The sequence below is a fragment of the Pseudomonas sp. PDM27 genome (genome assembly GCF_019219205.1).
Taxonomy (GTDB): Bacteria; Pseudomonadota; Gammaproteobacteria; order Pseudomonadales; family Pseudomonadaceae; genus Aquipseudomonas; species Aquipseudomonas laurylsulfatiphila.
In genome coordinates this window covers 169,770-187,735 of sequence record NZ_JAHUWF010000008.1, presented here as the reverse complement: position 1 = coordinate 187,735, position 17,966 = coordinate 169,770, and the positions used below count along the sequence as shown (strand labels likewise).

Below are 17,966 nucleotides of genomic sequence, written 5' to 3'. Positions count from 1 at the left end.
CGCTCCCACAGGATTTTGCAGACCTCTAGTTATTGCTGCTGCACCGAAATCACCGGCGCTGGCGTCGGTGAGACCAGCACCTTCGCGTGCATCTGCTCACACCCGCCGCCCCGGCGCATGCCGCGTACCGGGCAGGCATCCAGGTAATCCAGGCCCACCGCCAGTTTCAGGTGACGTTCCGGCCGGGCCAGTTCGTTGGTCACGTCGAAGCTGTACCAGGCGTCATCCAGCCAGGCTTCGGCCCAGGCGTGGCTGGCCAGGTGTTCGCTGCTTTCACTGTACAAATAGCCCGACACATAGCGTGCAGGAATGCCCAGGCTGCGGGTGCAGGCAAGAAACGCATGGGTATGGTCCTGACACACGCCGGAGCGTCCGGCAAAGGCCTGGGCCGCGCTTGTGTCCACTTCCGTTGAACCCGGCGTGTAGGTCATATGCTGGTTGAGGCCATGCATCAGATCGATCAACGCCGTGCGATCGCGACGCTGCTTGCATTCCTTCTCGGCGAACGCACGCAGGGCGCCATCGGCTTCAGTCAAACGGGTGAAGCGCAGAAACGGCAGTGCCGACTGACTCTCGTGTTCGGCCTCACGTAGTTCATCGATATCGACCTGGCCGCGGGCACCGATGATGATCGCCTCGTGGGGCTCATCCATGGTCAGCACATGCAGGATATTGCCGAACGGATCGAGTTGCGCCCGCACCGGACGCGGCAGGTCGAGCTGCCAGCTGAGCACGTGCTGGCGCTCGCTGTCGTGGGGCGTCAGCCGCAGGTACTGGATGCTCGCCCGCACCTTGTCTTCGTAGTGATAGGTGGTCTCGTGGCTAATGGAAAGTCTCATGCCGCCTCCAGATAAGAACTGTGAATCGCGTTACCCAACTGGCGCACCAGCGGGATGAACTCGGTCAGCCAGGCGTGCAGGCCTTCTTCGAGAATTTCATGGATGCCGGTGTAGCGCAGGCGTGCGTCCATTTCTGCCGCCAGGCGCTGGGCCGGACGACCGTTGGCCCCCGGCAATTGCGCGAGGATCTGGTCGATCTCTTCGGTGCAGGCGCGCAGGGAACGCGGCACGTCGGCGCGCAGCAACAGCAATTCGGCAACATGCCGGGCGCCAGGGGCGTCACGGTAGATTTCCGTGTAGGCCTCGAACGACGACAACGCCCGCAACAACGCGCTCCACTGGTAATACGCGTGAGCGGTGCCATCGCTGACCGCTTCGGCCTGGTCGCCGGCCATTTCGTAACGGGCATCGAGCAGGCGCAAGGTGTTGTCCGCTCGCTCGATGAAGGTCCCCAGACGAATGAAGCGAAACGCATCGTTACGCATGATGGTGCCGTAGGACGCGCCCCGAAACAGGTGGGAACGTTCCTTGATCCACTCGCAGAAACGGCTCATCCCGTAGCGACTGAGGCCCTGTTCGGCGATGCCGCGAATTTCCAGCCAGGTGGCGTTGATGTTTTCCCACATGTCGGCGGTGATGCGCCCACGCACCGCATGGGCGCTGGCCCGCGCGGCACCGAGACAGCTGTAGATGCTCGCCGGGTTGGCCGCATCCAGGGCGAAGAAATGCAGCAGCCGTTCGGCATGCAGTTCGCCATGGCGTTCCAGGTAATCGTCCAGGGTGCCGGTGATCAACAGCGGCATGGCCAGTTCGTGCAAACCGTCGCCACGGCCGTCTTGCGGCATCAGCGACAGCGAATAGCTGATGTCGAGCATCCGTGCGAGGTTTTCCGCCCGCTCCAGGTAACGCGACATCCAATACAAATCCGAGGCAGTTCTACTTAACATGGCAGGCTTCCTTTAATCCTCGACCACCCAGGTGTCCTTGGTTCCGCCACCCTGGGAAGAGTTGACCACCAGGGAGCCTTCGCGCAGGGCGACACGGGTCAAGCCGCCGGGCACCACCCGGGTCTCACGACCCGACAGGACAAACGGCCGCAAGTCGATATGGCGTGGCGCGATGCCGTTTTCGACAAAGGTCGGACAGGTCGACAGCGACAGTGTCGGTTGTGCGATATAGGCATGGGGCTTGGCGATGATCCGCGCACGGAAGGCTTCGATTTCCGCCGCCGTCGCCGCCGGCCCCACCAGCATTCCGTAACCGCCGGAGCCTTGGGTTTCCTTGACCACCAGCTCTGGAAGATTGGCCAGCACGTGGGAAAGTTCAGACGGATTACGGCACTGCCAGGTCGGCACGTTCTTCAGGATCGGTTCTTCATCGAGGTAGAAACGGATCATGTCGGTCACGAACGGATACACCGATTTGTCGTCCGCCACCCCCGTGCCGATGGCATTGGCCAATACCACGTTGCCGGAGCGGTACGACGACAGCAGCCCCGGCACGCCGAGCATCGATTCCGGGTTGAAGGCCAGCGGATCGAGGAAGGCGTCGTCGAGGCGACGATAGATCACGTCGACCGCTTTCGGCCCGTCGGTGGTACGCATGAAGACCTTGTCGTCACGCACGAACAGGTCCGCACCTTCCACCAGTTCCACACCCATTTCCCGCGCCAGGAATGCATGCTCGAAGAACGCACTGTTGAAGCGGCCGGGTGTCAGCACCACCACGCTGGGGTTGTCGATGGGGCTTGAGCTTTTCAGGGTATCGAGCAACAGGTTCGGGTAGTGGTCGATGGGGGCGATGCGTTGCGCCGCGAACAGTTCGGGGAACAGGCGCATCATCATCTTGCGGTCTTCGAGCATGTAGCTGACGCCGCTCGGTGTACGCAGATTGTCTTCGAGCACGTAATACGTGCCGTCACCGTCGCGCACCAGGTCGACGCCGGAGATGTGCGAGTAGATATCGCGGTGCAGGTCCAGCCCCTGCATCGCCAACTGGTACTGCTCGTTGGCCAGCACCTGCTCGGCCGGAATGATGCCGGCCTTGATGATGCGTTGCTCGTGATACAGGTCGGCGAGGAACATGTTCAACGCCTTGACCCGCTGGATGCACCCGCGCTCGACGACCCGCCATTCACTGGCGGGGATGCTGCGGGGGATGGTGTCGAAGGGAATCAGGCGCTCTGTGCCCTGCTCGTCCCCGTAGAGCGTGAAGGTAATCCCGGCGCGATGAAACAACAGATCGGCCTCGCGTCGCCGTTGTGCCAGAAGCTCGTCAGGCGTCTCGGCCAGCCAACGGGCAAACTCCCGATAATGCGGGCGGACCTGGCCGCCGGCATCGTACATCTCATCAAAATAGGTGCGGATCATGCCGTACTCCTTGTCACTCGGACGTCCAGACCTTCGCAAGGCCCGTGCCAGCGGCATAAACGCTTTGATATCAATCAGTTGGATAATCAATGCGCAAGTACCGCACCATTCCTGTGCGGCAAATGCTCCAATCTGATCGCCCCCGCTTCATTGCAAGGCGTGGTTATCGCCTATCACCAGCATAGCCAGAGATGATTTCACTGCCCGGTAACGGGTGCGGATAATCCAGGCATTCGCTGAAAAGCACACTGAACTTCCCTTTTAGCCGCCTGCTCAGGCGGCTTTTTTTTGCCTTGTTGAAATGTTGAGAATCAAAATCAAAAGATCGCAGCCTTCGGCAGCTCCTACAGGCCATAAATGAAAACGGCCAACCCGAAGGTCAGCCGTCAATGCCGGTTGTCACTGTTCATAAGCTTATGCGAGTCGCCCTCGTACCTCCTGTTTCACACCCCAGCCTTCGATGATGCCGCCCAACGGCTCGACAACCGCTTCGAAACCCTGTTCGAAGTCGCCGATGTCGTCGTAGGTCGCATACATGACTTTGCACAACTCCAGCGCCCAGGCGCCATCGTCGCGCACACTGACTTGCGCATCCAGGGATTCACCACGGTGGAAATGACCTGCCGCCCTGCGTGCCCGCTCCTCGTCCGGGAAAATGGCGTAGAACTCGATGGGATGAAACCGCGAAAAGTCAAAACCGCCTTCTTTCATGCGGCGCAACACGCTGCTGCTGATGTCTTCTTGATAGGCTGTGCTCATGAAACGTCCTCCTCAAAACGATGGATAGACTTTCCGTACTCCCTCACCCGCAACCGAACAGCGCGAGCGACGGCAAACGATGTGCCGGCGGGAAACAAGCATGGAGCTGACAAGACCAGACCTTAGCGATTCATTCGCTGATCTCGCTTGCAGAGTAGCCTCAAGATAGAGCCTCTGCCAAGGCCTGGATGTGAATGCGACAGGTGCCGTTCAGATTGGAGTAATGCCGAGGATTTCAATGCTGTTCTGGGACTTGAGCTCTTTGACGCTCGCATCGGCGGTCCGCCCTTCCAGATCGTTCAGATCCAGTTCGGCAGCAACAGGAAGAAGCCGTTCCTTGATGAGCTTGGCGGCACGCTCGTTGTCCGGGCGCTCGGTGCACTCAAAGACCTCGTTAACGGTTTCGCCATGATCATCCACGAAAGTGATTTTCCACTTTTGCATTGATGCCTCCTCGATAAAACCCATGGATGGGCTTACACATATCTGGACTTTGACACCGGGTGATCGTTCAAACGTATTACAACGGCTTGCGTAGGAGCTGCCGCAGGTTGCGATCTTTTAAAAAGCCAAGTCAAAAGATCGCAGCCTGCGGCAGCTCCTACAGGGGTAGCGTTTTAGTCGTTGCTTGGCTTATTCACTGCCTGCAACACGTATTGCGGCAGGGCGAACGCGCCGATGTGGATTTCAGGATTGTAGTAGCGAGTGACGATACCGCTGCCCGTGAAACGCTGTTGCAGGGTTTCGCGGGACAACTTGCGATAAGCGGTATCGGTCGCGCCCCAGGCGAAGGTCATCGAGCCGCCGATGTAGGTCGGCACGGCGGCCTGGTAGAAGTGCCAGTCCGGGAACAGGCTGTGCAGGCGACCGGCGGTAGTCTTCACTTCTTCGATCTGCATGAACGGCGTGCCGTTCTGTGTCACCAGGATGCCGCCTTCGTTCAGGCAGCGGTGGCAAGCCTGGTAAAAGTTTTCCGAAAACAGCACTTCGCCCGGCCCGATCGGGTCAGTGGAGTCGGAAATGATCACGTCGAACTTTTCAGTGGTGGTGGCGACGAAACGCATGCCGTCGTCGATCACCAGATTCAGGCGTGGATCATCGAATGCACCCTTGGAGTGATTCGGCAGGAACTCCTTGCACATGTCGACCACGGTGCCGTCGATCTCGACCATGGTGATGTGCTCGACACTGCGGTGCTTGGCCACTTCACGCAACATGCCGCCGTCGCCGCCGCCGATGATCAGCACGCGCTTGGCGGTGCCATGGGCGAGGATCGGCACGTGGGTCAGCATTTCGTGATAGATGAATTCGTCGGCTTCGGTGGTCTGGATCACGCCGTCCAGCGCCATCACCCGGCCCATGCGCGGGTTTTCGAAGATCACCAGGTGCTGGTGTTCGGTGCGCACTTCGTGCAGCAGTTTTTCCATGCGAAAACGCTGGCCGTAGCCTTCGTAGAGGGTTTCCAGGTAGTCGCTGGTCAGGGTGTTGCTCATGGGAAGTGCTCCGATGAATGCGGGTGGCAACGGACGGTTACCCGCCCATGATGGCCATTCGTTCGTCTCGAATGACCGGGAAAGGCGCGCATTCTACGTCGCGGAACATGACAGGTCGAACCTTCGTCATCGAAGTACCCACAGAACATTGTGGGAGCGAGCCTGCTCGCGAAGCGGACGATGCGGTGTTCAGTTGCTCCGCGTCATCGTTCTTCGCGAGCAGGCTCGCTCCCACAGGTCCAATGTCGCTTGTTCAGGCCCGTACATTGCCCCGCGGTCCGGCGATGGCCCAGATGATCAGCCCCAGCACCGGCAACAGTGCGATCAACAGTACCCAGAGGATTTTCGTCCCGGTCTCGGCGCTGCTTTTGAATACGTTGATGATGGCCCAGATGTCCAGGGCAAAAATGATCAAGGCAACCAGGCTGTTGAACGTGGAACCCATGGTGACGCTCCTGAAGAGTGATTTGCCCTCTTAGGATAGACGGTCGTCGCGAGGGTTCCCTTTGATTTGACAGTATTTGGCTATCAGACGTGGATCGCCACTTTCAGGGCTTCCAGGGAGGGCGCGGCGGCGATGCCCGCTTCTGCGCACAATTCCAGCACGCGGGGCACGTCATTGCCGTACACCAGTACCACCTGCAATTCGTCATCGAGCAACTGGCTGAAGTTCATCAGCGTGTAGCCACCGTTTTCCTTGTTCAGGCTGCTCATTTGCACCTGGATGCGGTTGAGCGCGGTCAAGGATTCGGTCTTGGCCAGTTGCTTGGGCTTGAGATTGAATTCCACACCCGGGCCGAACGAAGCGACGATCTGCGCGAACAGGTCCATGTAGGTGTCAGCCTGGAACAGCACCGTTTCCGGCAGGCTGCCGACCACCACCCATTCACCCAACGGGATCGGGAAGGTTTCGTCGTAGTTGATGTCCGGATTGGCGCTCAGAAAAGCCTGCGGGTCGGCGTAGGCCTGGGCCGCTTCCTCGGCGATCTTGAGGACTTCGTCTTCGCCCATGCACCCGGAGCTGATTTTGCTGATGAGTTCGACGAGTGCGGCTTTCATGGGGAGGATCCTGTAGCGAGGTGAATTTTGAGGGCGCGAAGGATACCGCAAGGATAGATTCGAATGCCCAAAAAAGATCGCAGCCTTGAATCGCGCAGACCTGTAGGAGCTGCCGAAGGCTGCGATCTTTTTAAACAATCAGCCAACCAGTTTCTGCAACTGCGCAACCGTATCGGATGCGCCCATAGTCCTGGCAGCCTCCAATGCGGTGATGCCATTGGCGTCCTTGGCCTGCGGGTCGGCCCCCTTGCTGATCAGGTAGTCGACCACTTCGACGCGGTTGAACATCGCCGCCATCATCAGCGCCGTGCGGCCGTCAAAGGACGAGCCTTCAACCTGCGCGCCGCCCTCGACCAAGGCCTTGATCACCGCCAGGTCGCCCTTGAACGCTGCCCCGGCAATCGGGCTCTGGCCGTTGTCGTTGCGGATCTCCGGATCGGCCTTGTGCTCCAGCAGGACTTTCACCGTGTCCACATGACCGTGGTACGCGGCCAGCATCAGCAAGGTATCGCCCTTGTGGTTACGCAGGTTCGGCGGCAAGCCCTTGGTCAGCAGCGCGGCCATCATCGCCGCATCGCCCTCCCGTGCCTTGTTGAATACCTGTTCGGCAAATTCGGCGGCTTCTTCGGGGGTCATCTGGCGGCTTTTGTCTGACATTGGGCACTCCCTTTTCTGTCATTCGTAAAAGCCGACAGTTTCCCGAGCGGTCCCGGCACTGTCACTTGTTTTTTCTCATGGGCGGCCATAGCCAGATTCAATAGCGGTACTTGCCGCCGTGAATATCGGACAACAATTGCTCCGTGACCTGCACGTAAGTCTGGGTTCCCGGCAGCCAGGCATAGATCGGATCATCACCGGTCCTACCTGGGTCGAAGGCTTCGTCCTTGAGCCGGGTCTTCTGATACTTGAAAGTCCCGGTGGTTTCCATTTTCACTTTCACCCGCAGGAACAACGGCACCGCATAGGCCGGCATTTGCTCGCGGGCAAAGGCCAGCAGTTCGCTGAAGTCCAGGGTGGCCAGGGATTCGGCGGGCGTGATCGCTGCCATCCCGGCCCGGCCATTGGTGTTGCGGATTTCCACGCCGTAGGCCACGGCTTCGGAAATATGCGGGTGTTGCAGGAGGATGTTCTCGACCTCCGTGGTCGACACGTTTTCACCCTTCCAGCGGTAGGTGTCGCCCAGGCGGTCGACAAACTGCGCATGACCAAAGCCGATGTTGCGCAACAGGTCGCCGGTGTTGAAGTAGCGGTCACCCTTTTCGAACACATCCTCGAGCACGACCTTGGCGGTTTTCTGCGGATCGGTGTAGCCGTCCAGCGGAGCCTTGTCGTCGATTTTTGCCAGCAACAGCCCGTGCTCGCCCTTGGCGACCTTGCGCATCAAACCGTTGGCTTCACGAATCGGCGCCCCGCTGTCGTGGTCATAGGCGACCAGTTCCCAGGACATCAGGGAAAAACCGATGGTGTTGTCGAAATTGAGAATGTTGGTGAACCCGATGTTGCCGTCGCTGGCGGCATAGAGTTCACAAATGTGATTCACCGCAAAGCGGGTCTTGAACTCGTTCCAGGCGCCGGGACGCAGGCCGTTGCCGATCATCTTCTTCACATCGTGCCGGCCGTCGTTTTCGCTCGGTGGTTGATCGACCAGGTAGCGGCACAGTTCGCCGACATAACCGATGGTGGTTGCCTGGTATTTGCGTACGTCGCTCCAGAATTGACTGGCGCTGAATTTGCGGCGGATGGCGAACCCGCTGGCACCACTGACGGCCGAGCCCCAGCACACGCAAAGGCCGGTAGCGTGGTACAGCGGCAAGGTGCAATAGACGACATCCTCCGGGCGCATGTCCAGCGCGATCATGCCGAAGCTCGCGGAGCTGCGCATCCAGCGGCCATGCTTGAACACACCTGCCTTGGGCAGCCCCGTGGTGCCCGAGGTGTAGATATAAAAGCAGGGATCGTCGAAGAAAATCTGCTGGCTGCTGGCCGGGTTGTCGCAGGCGTCGTCGAGGCTGACGGTCATCAGGTTGATGAACCCTTCAGGCGCGATACCCGGTTGGCGAGAGGTGTCCTGATCGGCGACGAACCAGGTTCGGGCAGACTGGATCGCCACCCGATCCCGTATCGCCTGGTAGGCCGGGACCAGCTCCTCACCGACAATGATCGCCACCGGCGACACCAGATTCACACTGTGCACCAGGGTGTCGCGGGTCTGCGAGGTATTGAGCAAGGCACTGATCGCGCCGACCTTGGCCACCGCCAGAATCGTCACCAGCAGTTCCGGACGGTTCTCGATGAAGACCGCCACCACGTCACCCTTGCCGATACCTTGGCCGATCAGGTGATGGGCGATGCGGTTGGCCCACTGGTTGACCTCGGAGTAACTGAGCGTGACGTCGTCCTGCAGCAGCGCCGGGCCATCCGGGTTGCGCAATGTGGCTTGCTCGAAACTCCAGCCCAAACCACACGCCTGGGTCGGGTCCTTGACGTTGGCGGCCTTCATGCCCTTGACCACCCGGGGGATGGCCTTGGCGATGGAAGGCAGCTTGCGGAGCATCATGCCCCAGGTAATCGTGTCGTTCGACGTGCGGCTCATGATGCTCCCGTTCGCTGTATTTTTATTGTCGGGCGGCGATGTCTGAGGCCGAAAATACGTCAACGGTTCTTGAGCTGTACACGCGGTTTTTGAAATGTTTTGTATCCACGATCTTGATCCGCGATCCTGATCGGCGATCGCCAGGTTGCCCGGCGTGAACCCTACCCGGAGCAATGGTTCCATCGAATCGCCGAGCGACCTCGCAAAATGCAGGATGCACGATGGCCATTCATGCAGATTGCACGAATGCGAAAATCACCAAAAACAGTAAGTCATTGATTTTCATTGACATTGACCAACTAAAAACACTGGCACAAAGGCTGCAACAGTCTCTCCACGCTTGCCATTCAAGTCATCACGGAGCTGAACGACATGAGCCTGATCCAGGAAAAATTTACGTCCCTGTTCTCCAACTACAAGGTCACCACCCAGGCCCGTCCTGACGGCGGGATCCTGTTGACCCTGAGCGGCGGCGAAGGCAAAGAGTTCAAACGCTCGATTTCCTACCAGCAATTGCACAACGGCGACCAACTGACGTGGGTCATCAGTGCGATTCGCCGCGACCTCGCCGAACAAGCCAGTGAGCTGCCGCAGATTTCCTTGCTGCAAAGCCAGCAACGGTTTGCCTTGCCGACTTATCACTCGCTGTAAAAAGTAAAAAAATGTGGGAGCGGGCTTGCTCGCGAAGACGGAGTGTCAGTCAACAACAATGCTGAATGACAAATCGCCTTCGCGAGCAAGCCCGCTCCCACAGGGGTTTGTGGCGTTTAGAAATTAGCGGGGTTTATCCGCGCAAAGCTGTCCACAGTGATATGCCCCGCCAGCTCCCCGCCTTCGCGAGCCAGGCCGCAAGTGGCCATTCCTGCCGAGCGCGCCGCATCGAGCTCTTCGACGATGTCAGACAGAAACAGAATCTGCCCCGCCTCGAGGTTGATCGCCTGGGTGATGTTGACGTAGGACTGCGCCTCGCGCTTTGGCCCCGAAGTGGTATCGAAATAACCGCTGAACAGCGGCGTCAGGTCCCCCGCCACCGAACAGCCGAAGATCAGCCGCTGGGCCTGGATCGAACCGGACGAATAAACAAACAGTTGAAAGCCATCCTGATGCCAGCGCTTGAGCGCTTCAACGGCGTCCGGGTAGACGTGGCCCTGCAACTGCCCGGCCTGATAACCCTGCTCCCAGACCATGCCCTGCAACGCTTTCAACGGCGTGGCCTTGCGGTCTTCGGCAATCCAGCCCAACAGGATCTCGACGACCCGTTCGACGTCGGCGTCCGGCTCATTGCTGTCGCGGCGTACGGCGGCCAGTTGTTCGGCCACGTCAGCGCGCCCGGCCTGCTGACGGACAAACGCCGGCAGGTGTTTGGCGGCATAGGGAAACAGCACGTCGAAGACAAAACTCACCGCGCTGGTGGTGCCTTCGATGTCGGTGAGAATCGCTTTGATCGGCATCGACTCAGTCCTCCAGACGCGGGAATTGGCTGGCGATGTCTTCACCGGTGAAATTGGCTACCCAGCCTTCCGGGTTGTTGAACAGGCGGATCGCAATGAAATGCGGGTGCTCGCCCATGTCGAACCAGTGTTTGGTGCCGGCTGGCACCGAGATCAGATCGTTTTTCTCGCACAGCACGGCGTAGACGTAATCGTCGATGTGCAGGGTAAACAGACCACGACCGGCAACGAAAAATCGCACTTCGTCTTCGCCATGGCGGTGTTCATTGAGGAACTTGGCGCGCAGTTCGGCTTTTTGCGGGTGATCGCTGTTGAGGCTGATCACGTCGACTGTGATGTAACCGCGCTCGGTCATCAACTGGTCGATTTGCGCTTGATAGGCGCCAATCACTTCTTCCTGAGTGGCGCCCGGCTGAAGCCTGGTGGCGGCTTGCCAACGGTCGAAGCGCACGCCTTGTTCAGCCAGGGTCGAGGCGATGTCTTCGAAATGGGTCAGCACCTTGTTGGGGATTTCAGGGCTGGAGACGTGATAAACGGACAGGCTGCTCATCAGGGCAACTCCTTAACGGTTCATGCTTTAACGTTCAAGAGCGAGCGCATCTTCAACTCGCACTCGAACAAAAATTCAAAGGCCTCGATCTGCCGCAGGGCATCGCTCATGCGCGCCCCCCAGGTGTACAGGCCATGGCCGCGGATCAGGTAGCCGACGCAATCGGGATGGGCGTCCAGCCAAGGCTGCACCTTGGCGGCCAGGCGCGCAATGTCCTGGTCATTGTCGAAAATCGGCACCCGGACCCGGGACTCGTGGGTCGTCACACCGCTGAAGGCTTTTTGCAGTTCGTAGTCTTCGAATTCGATGAAGTCTTGCGGCGTCAGGCGTGACAGCACGGTGGCATTCACCGAATGGGTGTGCAGCACCGCACCGATCTCGGGCCGCCAGCTGTAAAGCTGAGTGTGCAGCAGGGTTTCGGCGGACGGCTTCTTGCCCGGCTCCAGGCTATTGCCTGACAGGTCGGTGGCCAGCACATCGTCCATGCCCAACTGGCCCTTGTGCTTGCCGGAGACGGTCAGCAAGGCTTCGGTCGGCGACAGACGGGTCGAGTAATTGCTGCTGGTGGCCGGGGACCAGCCGCGGCCATAGAGAAAACGCCCGGCGTCGATGATTTCCTGGGCGAGGTGTTCACGGGTAAGGCTCATGGCCTGTCCTCTTGCATACATGTGGCAATGATAACGGCAGCCGCGAGGGCTGCGAGGCTGGCAATACTAAAGGTCAATGCGGCGCCAAGGGCGTTCCAGCTGTAGCCGGAATACAACGCACCCAATGCACCGCCGGTACCGGCCAGGGCGGCGTACAACGCCTGGCCCTGGCCTTGCTGGCGTGCGCCGAAGCTACGTTGCACGAATGAAATGGCAGCGGCGTGAAAGCTGCCGAACGTCGCCGCGTGCAACACCTGGGCAAACAACAGCACCCACAGAAACTCCGCGAGCGAGCCCAGCAATAGCCAACGCAGCGCCGCCAGCAGAAAACTGGCCATCAGTACCCGACGCAATGAGAAGCGCGTGAGGATCCTGCTCATGGCCAAGAACATCAAAACTTCAGCCACCACGCCGACCGCCCAGAGCATGCCGATCACACCGCGGCTGTAACCCAGTCGCTCAAGGTGCAGCGTCAAAAACGTGTAATACGGTCCATGGCTCATCTGCATCAGCGCCACGCAGGCGTAAAACGCCAATACACCGGGGCTGCGCAGCTGCTTGAGGAATCCGTCCCCCGCCACCCGATTGCCCGGTGTCGGTTGGGCATTGGGCACCCACAGGCTGCTGAGCACGATGCCGGCCAGGATCAGCACCAGCGCCGCGGGGTAGATATCGAGGCTCAGCCATTCGAACAGCCGGCCCAGCGCGACCACGGTGATGATGAAACCGATCGATCCCCACAGGCGAATCTGGCTGTAGCGCGAGGTCTGCCCCTGCAAATGCGCCAGGGTGATGACTTCGAACTGCGGCAACACCGCGTGCCAGAAGAACGCATGCAAGGCCATGACCATCGCCAGCCAGGCGTAGGTCTTGCTGACGAAAATCAACGAGAAGGTCAGCAGCGTGCACACCGCGCCAAAACGCACGATGGCCAGCCGCCGACCCGTGAAGTCGCCCAGCCAGCCCCAGATGTTCGGGGCCACGCAGCGCATCAGCATCGGGATCGCCACCAATTCGCCGATGCGCGCGGCGCTGAATCCCAGGTGATCGAAATACAGCGCCAGAAACGGCGCTGTCGAACCGAGCAAGGCGAAATAGAACAGATAGAAACTGGAGAGCCGCCAGTACGGGAGCGCCGCAGTCGCCATCAGACGGCTGCGACCAGGAGGTCTGCCATTTACAGCTGACCCAGCACCGGCGTGCTCACACGCACATCGGCGTTCTGCCCACGGTGACGCAGCAGGTGATCCATCAGCACGATGGCCATCATCGCTTCGGCGATCGGCGTGGCGCGGATACCCACGCACGGATCGTGACGGCCTTTGGTGATCACTTCCACCGGGTTGCCATGGATGTCGATGGAACGGCCCGGCGTGGTGATGCTCGACGTCGGCTTCAGCGCCAGGTGCGCAACGATAGGCTGACCGGAGGAAATACCGCCGAGAATGCCGCCGGCATTGTTGCTGAGGAAACCTTCCGGAGTCATTTCATCGCGATGCTCGGTGCCGCGCTGGGCGACGCTGGCGAAACCGGCGCCGATTTCCACGCCTTTGACCGCATTGATGCTCATCAGCGCATGGGCCAGTTCGGCATCGAGACGGTCGAAGATCGGCTCGCCCAGGCCTGGCATCACACCCTCGGCCACCACGGTGATTTTCGCGCCGACCGAATCCTGGTCGCGGCGCAACTGGTCCATGTAGGCTTCCAGTTCCGGCACTTTGTCCGGATCCGGGCTGAAGAAGGCGTTCTGCTCGACCGATTCCCAGGTCTTGAACGGGATTTCAATCGGCCCGAGCTGGCTCATGTAGCCGCGAATCACGATGCCCTGGCTGGCCAGGTATTTTTTCGCAATCGCCCCTGCCGCGACGCGCATCGCGGTTTCCCGGGCGGAGCTGCGACCGCCACCACGGTAGTCGCGCTCACCGTACTTGTGGTGGTAGGTGTAGTCGGCGTGGGCCGGACGGAACAGATCCTTGATCGCCGAGTAGTCCTTGGACTTCTGGTCGGTGTTGCGGATCAACAGGCCAATGGCGCACCCCGTGGTGCGGCCTTCGAACACGCCAGAGAGGATTTCGACTTCGTCGGCTTCCTGGCGCTGGGTGGTGTGGCGGCTGGTGCCGGGCTTGCGGCGGTCCAGGTCACGCTGCAGATCCTCCAGGGATATCTCCAGGCCCGGCGGGCAGCCATCGACAATGGCGACCAACGCCGGGCCATGGCTTTCGCCCGCGGTGGTGACAGTGAACAGCTTGCCGTAGGTATTGCCGGACATGCAGGACGCTCCGTGAAATGAACCTGAATACGTAATGCGCGCCAGTATACGCAGGCTACCCAAGTAGTTCATCCTCGAACCTTATGGGTGCCTGTGAGTCCAACCGGCATCTTCTTGATGATGGCGTGATGATGCTGCGAGTTCTAGCCTTGAGCCTTACCCTGATTTCCGGCTTCGCCCAGGCGACTGTCCTGCAACGGCCGATCACGTTGGACACCGGCACCGGCGAGCTTTTCGGCTCTTTGCTGTTGCCCAAGTCCGACAACCCGGTCCCCGTTGTCCTGATCATTTCCGGCTCCGGCCCTACCGATCGCGACGGCAACAACCCTGACGGCGGACGTAACGACAGCCTCAAGCGCCTGGCCTGGGTGCTGGCCAAACACAACATCGCCAGTGTGCGCTACGACAAGCGTGGTGTTGCAGCAAGCCTGGCCGCGACGCCAGACGAACGCAATCTGACGGTCGACGCGTACGTTTCCGACGCCGAGGCCTGGGGCCAGAAGCTCAAGACTGATCCGCGTTTCGGCAAACTGATCGTGCTCGGGCACAGTGAAGGCGCCTTGATCGCCAGCCTGGCCGCGCCAACCATCGACGCCGATGCGGTGATTTCCGTCTCGGGCAGCGCGCGACCGGTCGATCAGGTGATCCGTGAGCAACTGGGCAATCGCCTGCCACCGCCGTTGTTGCTGCGCAGTAACCAGTTGCTCGACAGCCTCAAGGCCGGGAAACCCGACGACAATGTGCCGCCACCCTTGCAGGCCATTTTCCGTCCGAGCGTGCAGCCGTACCTGATTTCCCTGTTCCGCCAGGACCCGGCCGCGGCATTTGCCAAGCTGAAGATGCCAGCGCTGATCATCCAGGGCAGCAACGACATCCAGGTCGGCGTCAATGACGCCAGGCTGCTCCAGGCCGCCAAACCGGACGCCGAACTGGCACTGATCGAGGGCATGAACCATGTCATGCGCATCGTGCCTAACGACGTCAAACGCCAGCTGGCTTCCTACAAGGACCCGCAATTGCCCCTGGCGGCGGAACTGGGCACGCGAATCCTCGGGTTTATCGACGGACTTCGTACCAGTTAACGGCTCCTTACCCTCCAGTCTTGGGAAAAACGGCCGATAAGCCTTTGTCGCCAACACATTGGTTGGCGACAAGCTGAGCTTGGACAGGATCTCGCCGTTATGACTGACACCCAGACTTCACCCGACACCACCGCTGAAACAGAAGCACCGCCAGCGGTCGAGCTGCCCTGGGCGGACGTCCACGTCGAGCACCACAAGATGCTCCGTCTGGCGCCGCTGCAGACTCATCGCAATACAGGCGGGCGCCCATTGCGCTTTGTCGAGTTCGGCTATGCCGAGCGCAACGACAGGGCGCACAGCTTGATGCGCATGAGCATCACCCTGCCCGCCCAGCGCGTGCGCAAGGAACAGAATCATCTGGATGTGTGGGTCGATCACGCGGAAAAGCGCGTGCATTTCGGACCGGAAAGCGGTTTGCAGGTCGAACCGCTGAACCGCGGCATCGGCCGATTCATGATCGCCCAGGGCATCAACTGGGCGAAGAAGCGCTGGCCCACCTACACCGTCGACGGCTTTGACCTGAACAACAAGGAAGCGCTCAACGAAGACACCCGCCTGCGCCGCGATCATTTTTTGCGTGTGCACGGTTTCGACGTGGTGTATGCCGATGCCCAGCATCTGAAAGGCAGCGTCAAAGCAGTCAAGGTCGGCGACCTCGCGGGGGACTGGAACAGCGAAAAACTGCAGGTCGTGGAAATTCTCGAGGCGGCACAGATGCTCCAGCAAGCCGAGCAGAACCTGGCCGAGCAGGAAGTCAAACTCAAGAAACACGAAGAGAAGGTCAGCAAGTACAAACGCGAAGACGCCGGGCTGCGTTTCACCATTACGTGCCTGGTGGCGTTTGCGGTGTTTCAGGCAGGGTTGCTGATCTGGATTGCCACGCACCGTTAAAAGCTTGAGCGCGCGACGTATTCATTGTGGGAGCGAGCTTGCTCGCGATGGACGTTAACGATGACGCGTGTATTCTGAATAAACACGTCGCCCTTACGTTCATCGCGAGCAAGCTCGCTCCTACAAGGGTCAGACGCGGGAAGCGAACAACACCTGATGCTCCCGGCACTGCTGCGCGCTCAGCATGAACACTCCGTGACCACCGCGCTCGAACTCCAGCCAGGCGAAGTCGACTTCCGGGTACAACGCCTCGACGTGCACCTGGCTGTTGCCCACTTCGACAATCAGCAAGCCTTTCTCGGTCAGATGATCCGCCGCTTCGGCAAGCATGCGACGCACCAGGTTCAAACCGTCATCGCCGCACGCCAGGCCCAATTCCGGTTCGTGCTGGTATTCGTCCGGCATGTCGGCGAAATCTTCCGAATCGACATAGGGCGGGTTCGACACGATCAGGTCGAAACGTTGTCCCGGCAAGCCCTCGAAACCGTCACCCTGCACCGTGTACACGCGCTCATCGACACCGTGACGCTCGATGTTCTGGTTGGCCACTTCCAGTGCTTCGAACGACAGGTCCGCCAGCACCACTTCGGCATGCTGGAACTCGTAGGCGCAGGCGATGCCGATGCAACCGGAGCCGGTGCACAGGTCGAGAATCCGCGCCGGCTCGTTGGCCAGCCACGGGGTAAAACGGTTTTCGATCAGCTCGCCAATCGGCGAACGCGGGATCAACACACGCTGATCGACGATGAACGACATGCCGCAGAACCAGGCCTCGCCCAGCAGGTAGGCCGTTGGCACCCGCTCTTCGATGCGGCGCTTGAGCAGCAGCTGCAGGTGAACCACTTCGTCTTCTTCCAGATTGCAGTCGAGGTAGCTGTCGGCGATTTCCCACGGCAGGTGCAGCGCGCCCAGTACCAGTTGACGGGCTTCGTCCCAGGCATTGTCGGTGCCATGGCCGAAAAACAGATCCTCCCCATGGAAGCGGCTGACGGCCCAACGGATATGGTCACGCAGGGTGCGAAGGCGGGAAGTGATCACGACGGCAAACTCCAGAAAAATCGACGGGCGATTCTACCAGTCAAACGGCCCCACGACGACGCAGGAAAACGACCGACTCAAATGTAGGAGTTATCCGTTTTTTCGCCAGTCTATTGAACAAAACGTGACTATTGACAAGGCTAGAGGCCAGCAACCACGGCACCTACGATCGTAGCGATTCACAGAACCGCTCAGCCAGAGGACAATGGCGCAAAAGCCCCACTCCAAGGAGCCCCAGAATGTCCGTTCCAAAAACGATGTTTCAACTCAGCGGTCGCGGTTATCCGGCAGCCAAACTGAGTCATGCGACCCTTATCATCATCGATGCCCAGAAAGAGTATCTGAGCGGGCCGCTGGCCCTCAGCGGCATGGATGAGGCCGTCGCGAACATCAAGCAGTTACTCGCCGCGGCCCGTGCCGCCGGCCGGCCGATCGTGCATGTGCGCCACCTCGGCACGCTCGGTGGAATGTTCAACCCGCAAGGCGTCGGTGGTGAATTCATTCCGGGTCTTGAGCCACAGAGCGACGAAACCATCATCGGCAAATTGCTGCCGAGCGCGTTCCACGGGACCGAACTGGCCAAACGCCTGGAGGACCTCGGCGCCCTCGACCTGATCGTCTGCGGCTTCATGAGTCACTCGAGCGTCAGCACCACGGTGCGCGCCGCGAAGAACCTGGGCTTCCGCTGCACGCTTATCGAAGACGCCTGCGCCACACGCGACCTGCCCTACAAGGGCGGTGTCCTGAGCGCCATGCACGTTCATCAGACCGAAATGGCGATCATGGGCGACAACTTCGCCACCCTCGCGCTGACCTGTGAACTGATCTGATCGACGCTCAATGAGCGGCCTGGAACGCCGCTCATCCGCAAAAACCTCTCATTTGCCGTAATTGTCTTAGCCTCAGGAACATCCCGGTCAACTCCC

At 59.9% G+C, this 17,966-nt stretch carries 20 protein-coding genes; 4 read left to right on the top strand and 16 right to left on the bottom strand.

The window, feature by feature from the left end; translation table 11 throughout:
* Positions 1-29 precede the first annotated feature (29 nt).
* From KW838_RS18010 to KW838_RS17965, 10 genes are all read right to left on the bottom strand, one after another.
* Entirely contained in the window at positions 30-839 is an 810-nt protein-coding gene (locus KW838_RS18010; RefSeq protein ID WP_007971903.1) for a transglutaminase family protein, read from the bottom strand.
* On the bottom strand, positions 836-1,786 hold the full coding sequence (locus KW838_RS18005; protein WP_007971901.1) for an alpha-E domain-containing protein: 951 nt from the start codon (positions 1,784-1,786) through the stop codon (positions 836-838). Before KW838_RS18005 ends, KW838_RS18010 begins: the two co-directional genes overlap by 4 nt.
* 12 nt (positions 1,787-1,798) lie before the next feature.
* A complete protein-coding gene (locus KW838_RS18000) occupies positions 1,799-3,208 on the bottom strand; it encodes a circularly permuted type 2 ATP-grasp protein (RefSeq protein ID WP_007971899.1) in 1,410 nt (469 codons plus the stop codon).
* A 414-nt stretch (positions 3,209-3,622) separates the two neighbouring features.
* On the bottom strand, positions 3,623-3,967 hold the full coding sequence (locus tag KW838_RS17995; RefSeq protein WP_007971898.1) for a ribonuclease E inhibitor RraB: 345 nt from the start codon (positions 3,965-3,967) through the stop codon (positions 3,623-3,625).
* A 210-nt stretch (positions 3,968-4,177) separates the two neighbouring features.
* Positions 4,178-4,411: a hypothetical protein gene (locus KW838_RS17990; RefSeq protein WP_218502081.1), complete on the bottom strand. Its 234-nt coding sequence runs from the start codon at positions 4,409-4,411 to the stop codon at positions 4,178-4,180.
* A 173-nt stretch (positions 4,412-4,584) separates the two neighbouring features.
* On the bottom strand, positions 4,585-5,460 hold the full coding sequence (gene speE, locus KW838_RS17985; RefSeq protein WP_218502079.1) for a polyamine aminopropyltransferase: 876 nt from the start codon (positions 5,458-5,460) through the stop codon (positions 4,585-4,587).
* Between the two features lie 253 nt (positions 5,461-5,713).
* Entirely contained in the window at positions 5,714-5,905 is a 192-nt protein-coding gene (locus KW838_RS17980) for a PLD nuclease N-terminal domain-containing protein (RefSeq protein WP_218502077.1), read from the bottom strand.
* An 83-nt stretch (positions 5,906-5,988) separates the two neighbouring features.
* Complete coding sequence (locus KW838_RS17975; RefSeq protein WP_218502074.1) at positions 5,989-6,519, bottom strand: hypothetical protein; 531 nt, start codon at positions 6,517-6,519, stop codon at positions 5,989-5,991.
* Positions 6,520-6,657: 138 nt separating this feature from the next.
* Entirely contained in the window at positions 6,658-7,176 is a 519-nt protein-coding gene (locus KW838_RS17970) for an ankyrin repeat domain-containing protein (RefSeq protein WP_102702377.1), read from the bottom strand.
* A 97-nt stretch (positions 7,177-7,273) separates the two neighbouring features.
* The gene (locus tag KW838_RS17965) at positions 7,274-9,112 is read right to left on the bottom strand and encodes a long-chain-acyl-CoA synthetase (RefSeq protein WP_218502071.1); all 1,839 of its coding nucleotides are present in this window, start codon (positions 9,110-9,112) and stop codon (positions 7,274-7,276) included.
* A 372-nt stretch (positions 9,113-9,484) separates the two neighbouring features.
* Between KW838_RS17965 and KW838_RS17960 the strand changes: the two genes are divergently transcribed.
* The gene (locus tag KW838_RS17960) at positions 9,485-9,763 is read left to right on the top strand and encodes a DUF3509 domain-containing protein (RefSeq protein ID WP_095964027.1); all 279 of its coding nucleotides are present in this window, start codon (positions 9,485-9,487) and stop codon (positions 9,761-9,763) included.
* 116 nt (positions 9,764-9,879) lie between these two features.
* Here the strand turns inward: KW838_RS17960 and mtnC are convergent, their stop codons facing one another.
* From mtnC to aroC, 5 genes are read right to left on the bottom strand one after another with little or no spacing between them, the layout of a single operon-like run.
* A complete protein-coding gene (mtnC, locus tag KW838_RS17955) occupies positions 9,880-10,563 on the bottom strand; it encodes an acireductone synthase (protein ID WP_102700135.1) in 684 nt (227 codons plus the stop codon).
* 4 nt (positions 10,564-10,567) lie between these two features.
* Positions 10,568-11,113 carry an acireductone dioxygenase gene (locus tag KW838_RS17950; protein ID WP_007974895.1) on the bottom strand — a complete coding sequence of 182 codons (546 nt, stop codon included), beginning with the start codon at positions 11,111-11,113 and terminating at the stop codon, positions 10,568-10,570.
* Between the two features lie 20 nt (positions 11,114-11,133).
* Complete coding sequence (locus KW838_RS17945) at positions 11,134-11,760, bottom strand: methylthioribulose 1-phosphate dehydratase (RefSeq protein ID WP_095964025.1); 627 nt, start codon at positions 11,758-11,760, stop codon at positions 11,134-11,136.
* Positions 11,757-12,908, bottom strand: coding sequence for an MFS transporter (locus KW838_RS17940; RefSeq protein ID WP_218502060.1), 1,152 nt, complete (start codon positions 12,906-12,908; stop codon positions 11,757-11,759). Before KW838_RS17940 ends, KW838_RS17945 begins: the two co-directional genes overlap by 4 nt.
* Positions 12,909-12,937: 29 nt before the next feature.
* The gene (gene aroC, locus KW838_RS17935; protein WP_007974902.1) at positions 12,938-14,029 is read right to left on the bottom strand and encodes a chorismate synthase; all 1,092 of its coding nucleotides are present in this window, start codon (positions 14,027-14,029) and stop codon (positions 12,938-12,940) included.
* Between the two features lie 83 nt (positions 14,030-14,112).
* Between aroC and KW838_RS17930 the strand changes: the two genes are divergently transcribed.
* Positions 14,113-15,111 (top strand): alpha/beta hydrolase, encoded by a 999-nt coding sequence (locus KW838_RS17930; RefSeq protein WP_218502058.1) that lies wholly within the window; start codon positions 14,113-14,115, stop codon positions 15,109-15,111.
* Between the two features lie 99 nt (positions 15,112-15,210).
* A complete protein-coding gene (locus tag KW838_RS17925) occupies positions 15,211-16,002 on the top strand; it encodes a hypothetical protein (RefSeq protein ID WP_218502056.1) in 792 nt (263 codons plus the stop codon).
* Positions 16,003-16,131: 129 nt separating this feature from the next.
* Here the strand turns inward: KW838_RS17925 and prmB are convergent, their stop codons facing one another.
* The gene (gene prmB, locus KW838_RS17920) at positions 16,132-17,040 is read right to left on the bottom strand and encodes a 50S ribosomal protein L3 N(5)-glutamine methyltransferase (RefSeq protein WP_218502053.1); all 909 of its coding nucleotides are present in this window, start codon (positions 17,038-17,040) and stop codon (positions 16,132-16,134) included.
* Between the two features lie 239 nt (positions 17,041-17,279).
* Here prmB and KW838_RS17915 point away from each other — a divergent pair, with 239 nt between their 5' ends.
* A complete protein-coding gene (locus KW838_RS17915; protein ID WP_102700131.1) occupies positions 17,280-17,870 on the top strand; it encodes a cysteine hydrolase family protein in 591 nt (196 codons plus the stop codon).
* Positions 17,871-17,966: the final 96 nt, after the last annotated feature.